Genomic DNA, 15,682 nt, shown 5'->3' with positions numbered 1-15,682 from the left:
CGGGCTACAGGTCGCCCGGTAATGAAAACGGCTCCGGGTGGCTTGCCAGTATGTTGCGCATTACTTGTTGTTCCCGGCCAATCAGCCGGACGATCAGCTGGTCTACTTTGTCCATGTTACGAAACGCGCTGTAGCCCCGGTGCAAAAAACTGTGCAGATCGCCCAGTTCGGCCATGTCAGCGGGCCCCCGAGTGATCGATAACAGCCAGCCCAGGGTGCGGTTGCGTACGTAACGGTCGAGCTGTTGGCCGGTGTCTGCGACCAGCTGCAGTTGTCGCTCCCGAACCGGTAGCTGGCGGCTGGCACGATAAGCCTCACAGTAAATCTCACCACTGAGCTGACGGGTGTTAATGCTCCGGTCGCCAAACCACTCGGCCAGCTCCAGGTCCAGGCTCTGGGTAATCAGGTTCAATTCCACCAGGCCGGCAAAGGTGTTCAGCAGGTGGTCAGGCAACCACTTCACCATCTTTGGGAAAACCCGGTCGATGTTGTCGTCCCGGCGGGTCATGCCGGCCGGGGCGTACAAATCGGTGAGCAGAAATTCCAGACCGGTGTGGTAACCCGGGTGCAGATAAAGATCCTGATGGGTAGATTTCAGGCGCTTGGCCTGCCAGTCGGCAATGTTGCGAGTGTCGTCGAGCAAGGGATGAGCCGATTTAAGCTGTCGGAAATCGTGGTATTCCAGCAGCAGGCGTTTGAGCCGGTGGGCGTTCTCCGAATTCACTTCCGTTGTGACCAGACGCTCACGATACATGCAGGGGCTCCAAAACCGGGGTAACTGAGGCGTTGCCGTGAAAAAGCGTTCAGTTTAACGAAGCGGAGCAGGTACTGCATCTATCCTTCTGTCATCCGACGTTAGCCGTGGGCCGTTGCTGGCAATGTCTCCAGACCAGGCAGCCATTCTTTGCTGTCGAGGGTAATGAAGTGGCTGGGGGCATCGGTTTCAACAATGCGCATGGTGGTGGGACTGGTGCGGGCGCTGGCCAGCATCGCAGTGCGATCCAGAATCCGGTCGGTGGCAGGAATCAGGAAGGTGCCGTGGCAGACATGCTGGTAGACGGAACTGTCGGTTCGCACCATCCACTCCATGATATTTTCGATGTTACGGACGATGGTCAGATGATCTTTGGTGGCAAAAAACAGCTTGCCCAGCAATTGCCGTTTCCGTGGGTTCATCTTGCCAAAAAAAGTCTGGCCATAAGCGGACTGGGGCGCACTGTTGATCAGGCGGATCAGCCAGGGCCACATGCCGTGGCTGACCGGCTCCAGCAGTGTCGTCACCAGGGCATGCAACTTACCCTGGGGCAGTACCGGCGCCTCCAGTACGATTTCCGTATCTTCATAGAGTTCTGGCCACTGGCGCATGGCTTCCAGGATGACGGCGCCGCCCCGTGAATGGCCATGAATGCGCACGTTTCGGGTGGTCGGGAGGTTCTGCAGAGCCTGGTTAAGAATGCAGGCATCATATTCAATGGTACCTTCCAGGTGCTTGATCGGCACTTCCCAGTCAGGATTGTCGGGTGTCACACCATTAACCGGTATATGGTAGTTACTGCAAGTTAGCAGAATCAATTCCGTGGTGGGGCCGTCGTAGGCCTGAGTGAAATAACAGTGATTTTCCAGAAAGCCATGCACGCCGACCACAGTATGTTCAGCGGTTCCGCTGTGATTGCGCACGGAGACTGCGCCCTTGCCGACACGGTATACCCGCCCGGAGAACATTTCAGAGTAGGCGTTCTCGATGGGCTTAATCAATTTACGGACATGACTGGCTTTCATGATTCATCTCCCCCCGGCATCGCAATGGTTGATTTTTTTTAATTGTGATTGTGCCGATTTGTTATTTGTACCGCGTTTTCAGAAGCGAGATAGTGGCGCCACTGCCCAAGTTCCGGGAATCTGTAGCCAATTGCTTTCGATTGCGGCTTGTCTAATAACCATTGCATTAAGACATATAACCAGTATAGGACCGAAGGGTTACCTGCGGGTAATTTTTTGTAACTCTGAGCGGAGCGTAAGGTTTATGGAGCCGCTACCCCGACTCTGGCACAATGCCCGATTGGCTTTTATCAGTTTACTGACCGGGGAACGACAGGTTTGAACCAAGAGCAATCGCATCTCATGCTGCCTTCGGATTCGGCCTGGCTGGCTTTGGAGCGGCCGGAAAATCCCATGACCATCACCATCATGCTTCGGGTTGATGGGCTGACAGCGGGCCGCTTGCGGGAATTCCTGAGCGTGTACTGGGTCGCCTGGGAGCGTTTTCTGTGCCGGCCGGTGTGGAAAGCGCCGGCCTGGTACTGGCAAAAAGACCCTACCTTCTCGGTTGCTCACCACCTGGATGTTGTTATCGATCGCTTTGATCAGGCGCAGTTGCAGGATTGGGTGTCTGACCGGCTGAACGAACCCTTGCCGCTGTATCGTCCAGCCTGGAAATTCTGGCTGGCGCCGAATGCCGAGGGTGGCGCGGCGGTGTTGTTGCGGCTGCACCATTGTTATGCCGATGGTTTGTCGTTATTGGGCATTTTCGCGAGGCTTTGCCCGGCGTCGCCGAGGCAGTATCCAGCGGTCTATGGCGCACCGGAATTGCCGCGCCTTGGGCGCTGGGTGGAGTCGGCGCAGCAGTGGCTTGGCTCGGTGGCCTCTCAGGCCACCCCTGCGAATCAGGGGGCGGCGTCATCGGCAGGGCCTGGTTTTGCGGAACGGGCAGTGCAGAGTGGCGCCCGTCTGGTGCATGAACTGAGCGAGTTTCTGGTAACTCAGGAAGATACGCATTCAGACCTGAAGCGTCCGCTCTTGGGCAGGCGGCGTTGTCGCTGGTCGATCCCGGTCCCGCTTGACCGGTTTCGTGCCATTGCGAGCACCACCAACACGACCATTAACGATGTGTTGCTGGCCTGCGTGGCGGCCGCCATTCGCCCGCGCCTGGGCATGACGCCGGAACAACTGGACGATGCGGTGATGCATGCGGCGGTGCCGGTGGATATCCGGTCCCGGATGCCGGAGGGGATGGCGCCCGATCAGGACGAGCCTGGCAATTGCTTCGGCACCGTGTTTGTGCCGCTGCCGGTGGATGGCGAAAGTGCACTTGAGCGCCTGTTCCGCATCAAACATGAAACCCGCCAGCTCAAGAAAAGCTGGCAGCCCGGCATTGCCTGGGGGCTGACCGCCTGCGCCTCCCTGCTGCCCGAGGTCGGGCGCCGGCCCTTGGCTGACCTGTTTTTCCGCAAGGCCTCTGCCGTGGTTTCTAACGTGCCAGGCACGGCAGAAACGCGCTACCTGGCTGGCTGCGCGATTACCGAACAAATGTTCTGGGTGCCCCAGGCCGGCGATATCGGCCTGGGTGTCAGCATCGTCAGCTACGCCGGCCAGGTACAGTTTGGTGTGGTGGCTGATGAAGCTATCCTGGCGAACCCCCAGGATTTTCTCGACGATTGCCTGTTGGAACTGGAGCAGTTTCCGGACAGGTAGTACTCCCAAAGTTTCATTTAAGATGCCTCCCAAATGAGCAGAAAACCTGCTCCCTAGACGCATTCCCCCCCGCTGCGGCTTCATCGACCATGGAATACAGGCGCCAAACCTCGCCTGGAGCGGTCGGATAACCTGGCCCTCCGATCCCAGATTTCTAAAAACAACCGGGGGATGTATGAAAAACAACAACTTCAGAAAGTCAGGGTTGGCGATCGCCATGATGGCAATCATGGGTGCCAGTGCTGGCGCCCATGCGGCCATCGAGCTCTACAACGAAGATGGAACCAGCTTTTCTGTAGATGGCTATTTCAACGCGTTTTATGTCAACCGCAATGACAAGGCCCGTGATGTTCGTAATTCGGACGTCAAAATGGGCTTTCTACCCAACACCATCGGATTTAACTTCAGCAAAGAAATTGGCGACCTGACACTGGGTGGCCGTTCGTCGTTCTGGAGCACCATCAATGACAGTATTGAATCACCGACTGACACCGCAATTGATGTGCGTCAGCTCTATGCGACCGTCGATGGCAGCTTTGGTCAGGTTTTGATTGGTAAGGATTTTGGTTTGTACGGCCGCTCCAATATTTTCCTGGATGAAATTCTGATGGGCTTCGGTTCTCCGGGAGCCTCCTCTACAGGCGTGTCTTTCGGTAATATCCGGACCGGCTACCCTTACCCGAATCCTTCAGCACAGATCACCTATCGCTCACCGGATATGGGTGGCCTGAACGTTGCCGCGGGTATTTTTGAACCTGCTAACACCACACCTGGATCTCAGTCCGAGCAGTCCGCACCGCGCTTTGAAACGGAAGTTAGCTACAGTGCAGACCTGAGCGGTGTGGCTCTGACTGGCTGGGTGAACGGCCGCCAGCAAAGCTCTGAAAATGCCACGACCAAGATCGATAGCCGCGGCGTTGGCTATGGCCTGAAAGCGTCCGTAGCAGGATTTTCATTGACTGCGTCCGGGTTTTCTTCCAAAGGCGATGTGCCGATCCTGATAAACGAAGCCACCATTCCTACTGGTCTTTCATCAGAGGAAGATGCCGACGGCTACCTGCTGCAGGCTTCTTACACGCTGGGTGCAAACCGTTTTGTTGTGTCCTACGGTGAAACCGACTCCGACCAGGGTAACTTTGAAACTGACAATACCTCGATTGCCGTTTTCCATGACGTAAACAGCAATTTCAAGCTGGTCGCGGAATACAACATGTTTGAGCAGGAAACCAAGTCGACCGGCGTTAAAGCCGCTGATGCGAATACCCTTGCTCTCGGTGCTGTTGTGATGTTCTGAGAGCACTTGCTCTCTTAATGGCTAGGCAAGCACCTGCGTCTATGTCGGGGTGCTTGCAGTGACCGCATGAGACTAAAGTGCCGGTTTGCTGTGGTTCAACCTTCAGCAGACTGTGACGCCTTCTGTGAAGGAGTGCTGAATCAATGGTTTACGGTCTATTTGGGGCGCCCATGAAAAGCACTGAAGTCGCATTGGCCGATTGTGGGGAACGCGTAAAATCGTCAGAAGATTCTCGCATTCCCGGCAATTTACCCAGGAAGCCAATGACTACCTTTCCCGCCATATGCGTCGCCAGTTCTTGTCTTCGCGATCCTGAGCAGGCTGCTGCTGACCTTGCCAGACAGCTCTCTCACGATCACTTGGGGTGCGTGCTGTTTTTCTGTTCCGTGGAGTACGATCTCCCGAGGCTGGGTCCTGCCATGAAGGACATTTTTACGGGTGTCCGGGTTTATGGGTGCACGTCGGCCGGGGAAATTACAGAACAGGGATACGACCGAGGCTGTATTAGTGCGATCGGGTTCGATACCAGGTACTTCGCGATTGATTGTGCTCTGATCCGACAGCTTAATCGTTTCACCCTGCAGGACGCCCAGGGCGTCATTGACGGTTTGCTGAGTACCTGCCGGGACGCCCGATTGGCACCGGTCAAAGGTAATACGTTTGCAATTACGCTGCTTGATGGCCTGTCGAGTCGAGAGGAACTGGTGCTCGCCACGCTGAATGCGGCCTTGGGCACGATTCCTCAATTCGGTGGTTCTGCCGGCGACGATGAACGGCTGGCGGATACCCATGTTTACTATGACGGCGAATTCCATTGCGGTGCCGCCACCGTGATGCTGGTGAACACGCCTCTGGATTTTCGGGTGTTTTCGACTCATCACATGAAGCCTCTGGATGAAAAGCTCGTGGTTACTCGCGCTTGCCCAGAAAGCCGCACGGTGTTTGAACTCAATGCCGAGCCGGCGGCGGAAGTCTATGCCCGTGCCGTTGGCGTGCCCATCGAGGAGCTCGATCGCAAAGTGTTTGCGTTGCGGCCCTTGGGGGTACGGGTGGGGAGTAATTTTTTTATTCGCTCAATCCAGCGGGTGAATCCGGACCGGAGCTTGACCTTCTACTGTGCTGTTGAAACCGGCATTGTGATGGTGGGCATGACGCCAGGCTCTTTGCTTGACAGCGTTCGCAATCAGATTGAGGCATCAGAGCGGGTAGTCGGGAAGCCCCTGGTCACAATCGGGTGCGACTGTTTTCTGCGACGACTGGAGGCAGAAGTGACCGGCCAGGTCGAGGAGGTCTCGGCCTTTTTAAGGGCGCATCGCGTTGTCGGCTTTAACACATACGGAGAGCAGTTCAACGGCATGCACATCAACCAGACATTTACGGGGGTGGTGATTGGCCAGCCAGAGTTCAGCGCCTGATAGTCTGTTGCTCTGCGACGAGACGAGCAAGGATAAGCGCATTGCTGAACTGGAGGTTGAGAATCAGCGCCTCCGGCGCATCCGGGATGCTCTTATCGTAAGAGTCGAGTCCGGCTCGGCCCACAAACCAGAACCTTACGCTGCGTTTGAGCATTCGGTGATTCTGGCCGAACAGGTGCGGGAGCGGACGGAAGCGCTCAATCAGGCTATGGAAGAGCTCAAGGCCAGCAATAAGGCGTTGATTCGGGCTCGTCAAGAGGCTGAAACCTCACGCCAGCGGTTAAATGATGCCATTGAAAGCATAGCAGATGGCTTCGTACTGTTTGATCGCAACCATCGCCTGATCCAGACTAACAGCCGTTTCCGCAGTTATTGGCGCCATGCCAGTGTCCCCGTTCCCAGAGCCGGCACCTCCATCGATGACGTCAAGGCCCTCGCGGTAAGCTCCGGATTAATTGTGGAGGAGCACAGCCATGAGGAAGCCGAAGGCGCGGTTTTTCTGTTATCCAATGGCCGTTGGGTACAGATGACGGAGAGGTCGACCCGGGAGGGCGGTCTGGTAGTGCTCTATTCAGACATTACGGATGTTAAGAACAGTGAGATGGCCCGACGCATCAAGGCGCTTGAAGAAAGCGAGCGCTGGATTCGCGTGGTCACCGATCACGTACCGGCATTGATCGCGTATGTCGGGGCTGATCTTACCGTTCAGTTCTGCAACCGGGTCTATCAGGCCTGGTACGGCCACCAGGGCGAATCGCCACTCGGCAAACGGCTTGATGAGGTGCACACCCCGGAATTCTATCAGCGTTTGTTACCTCAGGTTCTGGAGGTCATGGATGGTCACAGCGTGACGTTCGAGTTTGATGAAAAGGGCGGCCGCGGTGAGCAACGCTATATGCTGCGTTCTTATGTGCCCAATGTTGATGAAACCGGTGCTGTCACCGGCTTCTTTGTGCTGATCCGGGACATTACTGATCGCCGCAAGACGGCGCTGGCCCTTGAACAGGCCTACGACAATCTGGAACGGCGAGTACGCGAGCGAACCGCGGCACTCACCGGGCTAAACGATCAACTGCGCCAAGAAATTGCCGAGCGTGCGGCTGTTGAGGCCCGGCTGCGGGAGGCCAAGCTTGAGGCGGAGAAGGCGAATCTCTCCAAAACCAAATTTCTGGCGGCGGTCAGTCATGACTTGTTGCAGCCTTTGAATGCCGCCCGTCTGTTTACCAGCGCTCTGCAGGAGCAGAGCTTTGGGCCGAAAGCCGAAAGCCTGGTTCGTTCCGTGAGTGTTTCTCTTGACGATGTCGAGAATCTGCTGGGGACACTGGTGGATATCTCCAAACTCGACGCCGGTGTGATCAAGCCGGATGTCATGGCTTTCGATCTGAGAGACTTGCTCAACAATATCGCCAGGGAGTTCCGGCAGATGGCGCTCGCGGAAGGGCTTCGGCTGGATTTTGTTCCGTCATCGGCGGTGGTGCATTCTGACCCCCAGCTTCTGGCCAGAATCCTTCGCAACTTCCTGACCAATGCCATTCGCTATACCGGTCAGGGGCGGATCTTGCTGGGTTGTCGACGCCAGGGTGACCATATTCTTTTGCAGGTGTGGGACACCGGCCCTGGCATTCCGGAAGACAAGCTCACGGAGATCTTTCAGGAGTTCAAGCGTATTCGCCCCAGTGGCTCGCCGACCGATAAAGGTCTGGGGCTGGGCCTCGCAATCGTAGACAAGATTTCCCGAATGCTGGGCCACGAGGTGTTCGTTTCTTCTCTTGAAGGTAAGGGTTCGGTGTTCAGTGTGCGGGTACCCTTGGGACACCTCAAACCGGAAACGCCGTTGGCGCGCGATTCATTGTGCGCGGAAGTTGACCGGAACTTGTCCGGGGTCCGGGTGTGGGTTATTGATAATGATCAGGCGATTTGCAAGGGTATGAAAACATTGCTGGAGGGATGGGATTGTAGGGTGGTGACGGCTGTCTCGGTGGCGGATCTTGATGCCCGGCTGGACATTGCCGAAGCGCCGGTTGATCTGATTCTCGCAGATTACCATCTCGACAACGATGAAAATGGCGTGGATGCGGTTGCGGAAATCAACGGGCGCCGGAGCCAACCGGCTCCTGTGTTGATGATCACGGCGAACTACACCAGTGAGTTGAAACAGCATATTCGCGAACTGGGCTATCTTTTAATGAACAAGCCGGTGAAGCCACTCAAGCTGCGCAGCGTGCTCAACCATGTGGTGAGGGACTGAAAGCGAAGCTTTTAAATGTTAACGCTTGAGATACTGGCTGAAGTCGACATCACTGGCGGAGAGAATAGCCTGTACCCGGTTATGCACGCTCAGCTTACGCAGAATAGCCGACACATGGGCTTTTACCGTGGTTTCAGCAATATTCAGGTTATAGGCGATCTGTTTGTTGGATTCGCCTTTGGACATTCTCTCCAGAACCAGCAACTGGCGGCGGGTCAGGGAGCTGAGTAGTTCTGGAGAGATGGGGTTGTCGTCGCGCCTGGACCGACGGTTAGTGCTTTCCCTGCCGGTACGGATAATGTCAGAAGGTAGGTAAACGTTCCCGTTCAGAATTTGCTGAATCGCCTCAGTCATCTGAGCCCGTGGTGACGACTTGGTAATGAAGCCGACCGCACCATAGGTTATGGCTTGCAGCACGACTTGTTTGTCCTCTTCGGCAGACACAATAACCACAGGAATGGTTGGTGCCTCATTGCGCAGAGTAATCAGGCCGTTCAGCCCGTGCATGCCAGGCATGTTCAGGTCCAGCAGGATCAGGTCGAGATCATCATTGGTCTTGGTCATCTCCAGTGCGCTGTCCAGATCGTCCGTTTCGATGATCTGGCTACCCTTAAATCCCGACGCAATAACGCTGCTGATGGCTTCCCGGAACAAGGGGTGGTCGTCGGCAATCAGGATTTTGTAAGCCGGCTCCATGGGTACTTCTACCTGTTTATTTTCGTGCTTGGGGGTGGTTGCGGGCTCATCATATTGGTTTTCCGATGAGGATTCGGCATCGAGCTCAGTCAACATGGTGGCCTCCTGTGCAGGGAGTTTCGCGACGAACACGAAAATCCCGATTTATTATTGTGATGATTTCATTACACGTCATATCGGCCTGCGGTTAAATGCGACTATCGCACCAAAAAACAGACACCAAAGTACTATTCTTGTTGGGCGGTGGTCTTCGTATCTTGAGTTAATGAAACAACCGTTAAAAACAAAATCGATGCCGCGTCTGAGAAACGATTTGTCATTTCTCCCCCGAGGTTTCGTCCTGACTCTGATGTTAATCCTCAACGGGCATGTTGCGCCAGCATTCGCAAGTGAGGTGCGCGAGCAGCCGTTACCCACGCTCAGCATCAGCGTTCTGCAATTTGGGACCGCCCATTGGGAGCTGGACCACATACAGCATCGTAGGCTGGATCGGGAGCATGGTTACCGGCTTGATCTCAAACTGGTGGCCAACCTTCCCGCTTCCAGGCTTGCCGTTACCAGTGGGTCGGTCAACGGCGCCGTGGCCGACCTGTTGTGGGCTCAGGCTCGTTACCAGGCCGGAACCGCCTATCAGTTCGTACCTTTCTCTTCTCAGATCGGGGATATCGTGGTCGCGGAGCGTTCCGACATTCACTCAGTCCAGGATCTGGCTGACAAGCGCATTGGCGTGGCCGGAGGCCCTGACAGCAAAGGCTGGGTATTATTGCAACAGGTTGCTGCTGCCCAGGGGCTGGACATCACCGCTGACGCAAGCGTTCAGTTCGCGGCGCCGCCCCTGCTCAGCCAGGCACTCAAACGCGGGCAGGTAGATGTAATTATAACCTATTGGCACTTTTCTGCCCGGCTGCGGGGAGAGGGCGGCTGGCGGTCTGCATTCCGCATGGCGGATTTGTTGACTGCCCTGGCGCTGGACCCGGATTTGCCGGTACTGGGTTATGTGTTCGCTGACCAGTGGGCTAAAGATAATGCCCGACTGGTTGAACGTTTTGCTAACTCGCTGACGCAAGCAAAAGCGGAACTGGCGGCTATGCCTTCGCACTGGGAACGGCTGCGGCCATTGATGGGCAACCCCGGCGACGGCGTATTTGTCGAGCTCAGGGACGGTTTTGTTGCTGGTACACCGGCAAACCTCACGGCTGACCGGTTATCAGACCTTCGGCGCCTGTTGGTTTTGGCTGGCGCAAGCGAAGAATCGGTGATGGGCGAGGCATTGTTTTACCGGAGCCAACCGTGACCGCTCGCACAGGACGTCCGCCGGCCTGGAGCTATTGGGTGGTGCTGCCCTTGTTTGTAGTGTTTTGGGGGGTGTTCGCCTGGTTTCTCCGGTCACCCCTGTTGCCCACTCCGTTGCAGGTTCTGGAAACCCTGATGGTAGAGTCTGCCAGTGGGCAGCTTTGGTATCACTTGGGGGCAACGCTGGCCCGGGTAGCGGTGGCCTTCACCCTGGCCATGTTTGTCGGAACCGTTATTGGCATTGTCATGGGGCGGTCGCGAACCACCAATGCTCTTTTTGATCCGATGCTGGTGCTACTGCTGAATTTACCGGCCCTGGTCACAATTATTCTAATGTACGTCTGGTTTGGTTTGATTGAGTTGGCGGCGGTGATGGCCGTGGTGATCAACAAAGTTCCGAATGTGGCGGTGACCGTTAGAGAGGGCGCGCGCAGCCTGGACTACCGTCTTGAACAAATGGCCACAGTTTATGACTTTACTCGCTGGCAACGACTGCGAGAAGTCTGGGTGCCGCAGCTGTTCCCCTATCTCATGGCGGCCACTCGCGGGGGGCTGTCGCTAATCTGGAAAATTGTACTGGTGGTGGAATTGCTGGGCCGGTCCAGCGGGGTTGGTTTCCAGTTGCATCTTGCCTTTCAGGTGTTTGATGTGGCCGCCATCCTGGCCTATAGCCTGGCCTTTATTCTGGTGGTCCAACTGATTGAGCTGGCGATTCTGCAGCCGCTGGAGAGGCGGTCGAATCGCTGGCGGCAGCCGGAGATGGCACATGCTTGAGCTCAGGATTGCCGGCCGTGACTTCGGCCAACCGGTACTTGGTGAAGTATTTGTGAACATAACGCGCGGCGACCGGATCTGCTTGCTTGGCCCATCCGGTATCGGCAAAACCACACTCTTGAACGTCATTGCGGGCCTTGATACATCCATTCCTGATGGTGCCGTTGTGGGGCGGGACAAGCTGCGGATCGGTTATCTGTTTCAAGAGCACCGGTTGCTACCCTGGAGGACGCTGTGCGCCAATCTAATGCTTGTCGGTGTCAGTGAGCGGGAGGCCGAAACCTGTCTGGCCCAAGTGGGCCTTCCGGGTTATGGCCAGTATCTGCCAGATCAGCTCTCTTTGGGGATGGCGCGCAGGGCTGCGTTGGCGCGGTGCTTGGCTGTTAGGCCTGACCTGTTGCTGTTGGATGAGCCGTTCGCATCCCTCGACCCAATGATGGCCGATGAGCTGAGAACGTTAATTGCTGGCATCCTGGATGCGAACCCGAGCATGGCCATGATTTGCGTGACCCACGACGGCGTTGATGCGGAAATGTTGGCCAACCGGCTGTGGTACTTGGACGGCAAACCTGCGCGGCTAAAGTGGAACGACGAACTAGGCGGCCCGGGTGTGGTGACTGATCTGCTCGGCAAGCTCCGGAAATGTGAACTTGCCGACTCTTGACGGGTAGCGGTAATCGGCCGTCAGGCGAGCTTGCCCCCGAGAATTCGGGTTCGTTGCGGTTGAAAACCTGCTGTGGCGAACAGTGCCAGAATGACCGTGACTGCCGTTGTGATACCAAAAGCCGTCGGGTTCCACTGAAGGTACATTGAAAACCGAATGGCCTCGATCGCGTGGGTAAACGGATTAAACTGACAAATCCAGTACAGCCAGGGGCTGGCCTCGTTCATCCGCCACAGTGGATACAAGGCCGAGGACATGAAAAACATCGGGAAAATGACGAAGTTCATCACCCCGGCGAAGTTTTCAAGTTGTTTGATCCAGGTAGCGATAAGCAAGCCCAGTGCCCCCAGCATCAGGCTTGTCAGGATCAGCGCTGGGAGCACTGCAAGGTAGCCCCACAGCGGTGGTTCGACACCCACCAGTAACGCCAGCAGTAGGAACACATACACCTGACCCACTGAGACCACACCCATTGCTAACAACTTCGTTATTAACAGAAAAGGCCGTGGCAGGGGGCTCATCAACAAAACCCGCATGCTGCCCAGCTCCCGGTCATACACCATGGATAAGGCGCCCTGCATACTGTTGAACAGGATGATCATCCCGCACAGCCCCGGGGCGATGTAGGTCTCGTAGGTAATATAGGTCTGATAGGGCGGGATAATGGAAATGCCCAGCACCGCCCGGAAGCCGGCTGCGAACACTACCAACCAGAGCAGCGGCCGAACCAGGGCGCTGGCGAAGCGGGTGCGCTGTTGCCAGAAACGCAGCCACTCGCGGGTCTGGATGCCCACGAAACAGTGCCAGTAATGGGCGACTTTCATATCAACCGGCTCCTGTCAGGGTATGGAAGGTTTCCGCTAGGTCGCGGGTGCCTTCGGCTTCGCAGATGTCATGCCCTGCGCCGTCGGCCAGCAGTTTGCCTTCATGGAGGATCAGCACCCGGTCTTCCGGGCGAACCTCCTCGATCAGGTGCGTGGCCCAGAGCACGGTCAGGCCATCGGATTCACAGAGCGTGCGCACGTGATCGTTCAGCCCCCGGCGACTGGCGACATCGAGCCCGACTGTGGGTTCATCAAGTAATAGCAGGGAAGGTTCATGGAGCAGGGCGCGGGCAATTTCCACCCGTCGGCGGTGACCGCCGTTGAGCTTTCGTACTGGCTCGTCGGCTCGGTCAAGGAGTTGGAAACGTTCAAGTTCGAGGTCGCCTCGAAGGCGGGCCTGTTTGCGGGAAAGACCGTGAAGGGCAGCGTGATAAAGTAGGTTTTGACGCACACTCAGATCCAGGTCCAAGGCATTTTGCTGGAACACCACGCCGATTTTGCGCATGGCCTCAGCCGGCTGCTTCTTGAGGGATTGTCCGGCCATCAGCACATCGCCCTGCTGCAGTGCGAGAAGCCGGGTCAATAATCCAAACAGCGTCGATTTGCCTGCACCGTTGGGCCCCAGCAGGGCATGAAAACCGCCAGAGATCAGCGCGAAGCTGACCTCCTTGAGCACCGGCTTATCGCCGTAACGAAAGCTGATGTTGCGAGCTTCAATGGTCATGAATTCGGATCAATGACCACGCCCCAGGGATAGCGGCCTACCTTGATGGATTTGATCACTTTCAGCTCTTCTACATCGATGACCGATACATCACCGGAAACGCCATTGGTGGTATAAAGATACTTCTCGTCCTTGTCCAGGTCCAGCTGCCACACTCGCGCACCTACCAGCAGGTAATCCAGCACTTCGTAAGTCTGGGCATCCACCACCGCTACGTGGTTGGACGGGCCGAGGGCCACGAAGGCGTACTTGCCGTCAGAGGTGAGTTGGATGCCGACCGGCTGTACTCGATCCTGGGGTACACCCCTGATCTGGAAATCGATCTGTTTGATCTCTTCGATGGTATTCACATCGAAGATGTGCACGGTGCCGCCGATCTCTGCTGATGCCCAGGCAAGTTTGCTGTCCTTGGTAAACTCTACGTGGCGTGGGCGCTGGCCCACCACAGTGTTTTTTTCGATTTCGAAGGTCTCGGTATTGATCCAGTGCAGCATGCTGGAGGTTTCACTGGTATTTACTGCCCACTTACCATCCGGGCTGACCGCCATGCCTTCGGGTTCTATACCGACATCAATCTGGGCCAGAACCTCCTTGGTTGCCACATCCACCACGGTCACGATGGCATCGTCCTCATTGGCGATGTATAGGTGACGGTTGTTGGGGTGCAGAGCAAACTGCTCGGGGTCTTCGCCAGAAGGCAGGGTGTCGATTATCTTGCGGGTAGCCAAGTCCAGAACCTGAACGGTGTCGTCGTCGCTGGCACAGATGTAGAGCTTGGTGTAGTCCTTGGACAGCAGGATACCCCTGGGCCGTGCGCCTACCTCAATGGTATCCACCACCTCATTGGTTTCCGTGTCGATGATCGACAGAGTATTGTCTTTTTCGTTGGACACGTAGGCCAAGCTTGCCAGCGCTTGGCCAGAAAGGCCGATGGCGGCTGCCAGGGTCGCAATCTTGAAAGCATTTTTCATGGTCAGTATTCCTTTTTGTTTTTCATTGGGGTCAGTTGATCTGGCAGTCACTTTCCGGCTTGTCGTAGCCCAGGGTGTCCAGTTCGGTATCAGGGTGTAAGAAGCCTTCCAGGGGGGGTGTCGCAACCAGACCCTGGGGGTGAACCAGCGGGATCGGCTGGCGAAGCTGTCCATTCCATGGGCGGTAGGTCAGCTTGCGGCCCTTGAAGGCAGCTAGCTGGAATTGGTCAGAAAACAGGTACTCGCGAATGTTCGAATGGTCAGCTTCGCTGAGCCCGGTTACGGTGGTGCCGATGGAGCGGATGGCTGCCCAGGCGGCATAATCTTCGCTGTTCATTTCGCGCCCGGCGAGGTCGCGGAAGCGGTTCTGGAGCTGCGCAGCACCCCAGGCCTCAACCACCCGATGCCAGGCTTCCGGCCCCATCCCCTGGGTGCCTACTACCGGACGTGGGAGCCAGGTATTGAACGGCACGTATTCCCCGAAATCACCACGCACGTCCGCAACCACTACCGCATCGTAATCACGGGCCTGGGTGAAGACAGGCAGTTCCTTTGAGGCCGTGCGGCGGAGGTCCGAGTCGAAGGTCCAGGACTTGTCGGCAATGATGTCCAAGCCGAAGCGCTTGCTGGCACGGCGAAAAGCCTCCGCCCAGGCTTTGTCCTGATCGGTGGGGCCGGTAATCAGGAACACCTTGTTCCAGCGTCGCATGTTCAGCCATTGGGCCAGCGCGTCCGTCAACATGGCGTAGGAGGGGATGGTATGCAGCACGTTGGGTTTGCATTCGCTGATTCGCAGGCCATCGTCAGCGGCGCCGGCATTAAACAGCAGTGCCGTATCACCTGCCCGCTCGGCCATCGCCTGCAGTGTATCTGCAGGAACGCGGGCCACAAGCAGGTCAATTCCGTTCTCCAGCATGTCGTCGAGCGCAGCCATGGCCTGGTTTTCATCACTGGCCATGACGGATTCGAGGAGATAGTTCTGGCCGAGGAACTTGCCAGTGGCGCTGTTGTCCGCGATTCCCAGTTCAGCCCCGCGCAGACCGGCGTCTTCCGGTTCCGGAGTTACGTTGGAGAGTACCGGACCCTGATCGGGTACCCACTGGATGTAGCCGATCTTTACGTCGAGAGTTGCTGCCGAGGCTGGTCCCAATAGCCAGCTATAGAGCACTGCGGTGATCATAAGCTTGCTGTTAAAACTCATAAAGCTGTCCTTCCTGAATGCATTTATTGCTCTTGTAACCAGCTTAGAGAGGGAAGAAAGCCGCGAAAATATTCAGAAAGTAGGAAAGTGGCGGTACTAAAGAACTA

14 protein-coding genes are annotated in these 15,682 nt (G+C 56.4%); 7 read left to right on the top strand and 7 right to left on the bottom strand.

The genetic code is table 11. The features are described 5' to 3' along the window. Positions 1–4 precede the first annotated feature (4 nt). Both C7H08_RS08285 and C7H08_RS08280 read right to left on the bottom strand, forming a co-directional pair. Positions 5–754, bottom strand: a complete 750-nt coding sequence (locus tag C7H08_RS08285) for a DUF8198 family protein (protein ID WP_106671260.1) — start codon at positions 752–754, stop codon at positions 5–7. A gap of 101 nt (positions 755–855) precedes the next feature. Continuing rightward, positions 856–1,779 carry an alpha/beta fold hydrolase gene (locus tag C7H08_RS08280; protein WP_106671259.1) on the bottom strand — a complete coding sequence of 308 codons (924 nt, stop codon included), beginning with the start codon at positions 1,777–1,779 and terminating at the stop codon, positions 856–858. A 342-nt stretch (positions 1,780–2,121) separates the two neighbouring features. Here C7H08_RS08280 and C7H08_RS08275 point away from each other — a divergent pair, with 342 nt between their 5' ends. From C7H08_RS08275 to C7H08_RS08260, 4 genes are all read left to right on the top strand, one after another. Next, positions 2,122–3,471: a WS/DGAT domain-containing protein gene (locus C7H08_RS08275; RefSeq protein ID WP_106671258.1), complete on the top strand. Its 1,350-nt coding sequence runs from the start codon at positions 2,122–2,124 to the stop codon at positions 3,469–3,471. Between the two features lie 175 nt (positions 3,472–3,646). After that, positions 3,647–4,765 carry a porin gene (locus C7H08_RS08270; RefSeq protein ID WP_106671257.1) on the top strand — a complete coding sequence of 373 codons (1,119 nt, stop codon included), beginning with the start codon at positions 3,647–3,649 and terminating at the stop codon, positions 4,763–4,765. Between the two features lie 263 nt (positions 4,766–5,028). Further along, complete coding sequence (gene nosP, locus C7H08_RS08265; protein WP_106671256.1) at positions 5,029–6,180, top strand: nitric oxide-sensing protein NosP; 1,152 nt, start codon at positions 5,029–5,031, stop codon at positions 6,178–6,180. A 7-nt stretch (positions 6,181–6,187) separates the two neighbouring features. Continuing rightward, positions 6,188–8,428, top strand: a complete 2,241-nt coding sequence (locus C7H08_RS08260; RefSeq protein WP_227663256.1) for a hybrid sensor histidine kinase/response regulator — start codon at positions 6,188–6,190, stop codon at positions 8,426–8,428. Between the two features lie 18 nt (positions 8,429–8,446). Here C7H08_RS08260 and C7H08_RS08255 read toward each other — a convergent pair whose 3' ends face one another. After that, positions 8,447–9,124 carry a response regulator gene (locus C7H08_RS08255; protein WP_188445235.1) on the bottom strand — a complete coding sequence of 226 codons (678 nt, stop codon included), beginning with the start codon at positions 9,122–9,124 and terminating at the stop codon, positions 8,447–8,449. A 349-nt stretch (positions 9,125–9,473) separates the two neighbouring features. Between C7H08_RS08255 and C7H08_RS08250 the strand changes: the two genes are divergently transcribed. Genes C7H08_RS08250 through C7H08_RS08240 form a run of 3 tightly spaced genes read left to right on the top strand, consistent with a single transcriptional unit; the run spans position 9,474 to position 11,855 of the window. Beyond that, complete coding sequence (locus tag C7H08_RS08250) at positions 9,474–10,418, top strand: ABC transporter substrate-binding protein (RefSeq protein ID WP_106671553.1); 945 nt, start codon at positions 9,474–9,476, stop codon at positions 10,416–10,418. After that, a complete protein-coding gene (locus C7H08_RS08245) occupies positions 10,415–11,191 on the top strand; it encodes an ABC transporter permease (RefSeq protein ID WP_106671254.1) in 777 nt (258 codons plus the stop codon). The genes C7H08_RS08250 and C7H08_RS08245 overlap by 4 nt, the downstream gene beginning before the upstream one ends. Next, a complete protein-coding gene (locus C7H08_RS08240; RefSeq protein WP_106671253.1) occupies positions 11,184–11,855 on the top strand; it encodes an ABC transporter ATP-binding protein in 672 nt (223 codons plus the stop codon). The genes C7H08_RS08245 and C7H08_RS08240 overlap by 8 nt, the downstream gene beginning before the upstream one ends. A 20-nt stretch (positions 11,856–11,875) precedes the next feature. On the opposite strand, the gene C7H08_RS08235 is transcribed toward C7H08_RS08240, so the two are convergent. The 4 genes from C7H08_RS08235 to C7H08_RS08220 are packed head-to-tail and all read right to left on the bottom strand — an operon-like array spanning position 11,876 to position 15,575. Then, positions 11,876–12,679 (bottom strand): ABC transporter permease, encoded by an 804-nt coding sequence (locus tag C7H08_RS08235; protein WP_106671252.1) that lies wholly within the window; start codon positions 12,677–12,679, stop codon positions 11,876–11,878. 1 nt (position 12,680) lies between these two features. After that, the gene (locus C7H08_RS08230; protein ID WP_106671251.1) at positions 12,681–13,403 is read right to left on the bottom strand and encodes an ABC transporter ATP-binding protein; all 723 of its coding nucleotides are present in this window, start codon (positions 13,401–13,403) and stop codon (positions 12,681–12,683) included. After that, entirely contained in the window at positions 13,400–14,374 is a 975-nt protein-coding gene (locus C7H08_RS08225; protein WP_106671250.1) for a YVTN family beta-propeller repeat protein, read from the bottom strand. Before C7H08_RS08225 ends, C7H08_RS08230 begins: the two co-directional genes overlap by 4 nt. A 31-nt stretch (positions 14,375–14,405) precedes the next feature. Next, positions 14,406–15,575, bottom strand: coding sequence for an ABC transporter substrate-binding protein (locus C7H08_RS08220; RefSeq protein WP_106671249.1), 1,170 nt, complete (start codon positions 15,573–15,575; stop codon positions 14,406–14,408). Positions 15,576–15,682: the final 107 nt, after the last annotated feature.

Origin of the sequence: Marinobacter halophilus, from assembly GCF_003007685.1 — a bacterium.
GTDB lineage: Bacteria > Pseudomonadota > Gammaproteobacteria > Pseudomonadales > Oleiphilaceae > Marinobacter > Marinobacter halophilus.
This window is presented reverse-complemented; position numbering and strand designations above follow the sequence as displayed.

Coding starts and splice junctions, on each gene's coding strand:
- nosP (WP_106671256.1), top strand. CDS start 5,029: ATGACTACCTTTCCCGCCATATGCGTCGCCAGTTCTTGTCTTCGCGAT.
- C7H08_RS08240 (WP_106671253.1), top strand. CDS start 11,184: ATGCTTGAGCTCAGGATTGCCGGCCGTGACTTCGGCCAACCGGTACTT.
- C7H08_RS08255 (WP_188445235.1), bottom strand. CDS start 9,124: ATGGAGCCGGCTTACAAAATCCTGATTGCCGACGACCACCCCTTGTTC.
- C7H08_RS08280 (WP_106671259.1), bottom strand. CDS start 1,779: ATGAAAGCCAGTCATGTCCGTAAATTGATTAAGCCCATCGAGAACGCC.
- C7H08_RS08270 (WP_106671257.1), top strand. CDS start 3,647: ATGAAAAACAACAACTTCAGAAAGTCAGGGTTGGCGATCGCCATGATG.
- C7H08_RS08220 (WP_106671249.1), bottom strand. CDS start 15,575: ATGAGTTTTAACAGCAAGCTTATGATCACCGCAGTGCTCTATAGCTGG.
- C7H08_RS08235 (WP_106671252.1), bottom strand. CDS start 12,679: ATGAAAGTCGCCCATTACTGGCACTGTTTCGTGGGCATCCAGACCCGC.
- C7H08_RS08250 (WP_106671553.1), top strand. CDS start 9,474: ATGTTAATCCTCAACGGGCATGTTGCGCCAGCATTCGCAAGTGAGGTG.
- C7H08_RS08230 (WP_106671251.1), bottom strand. CDS start 13,403: ATGACCATTGAAGCTCGCAACATCAGCTTTCGTTACGGCGATAAGCCG.
- C7H08_RS08285 (WP_106671260.1), bottom strand. CDS start 754: ATGTATCGTGAGCGTCTGGTCACAACGGAAGTGAATTCGGAGAACGCC.
- C7H08_RS08225 (WP_106671250.1), bottom strand. CDS start 14,374: ATGAAAAATGCTTTCAAGATTGCGACCCTGGCAGCCGCCATCGGCCTT.
- C7H08_RS08275 (WP_106671258.1), top strand. CDS start 2,122: ATGCTGCCTTCGGATTCGGCCTGGCTGGCTTTGGAGCGGCCGGAAAAT.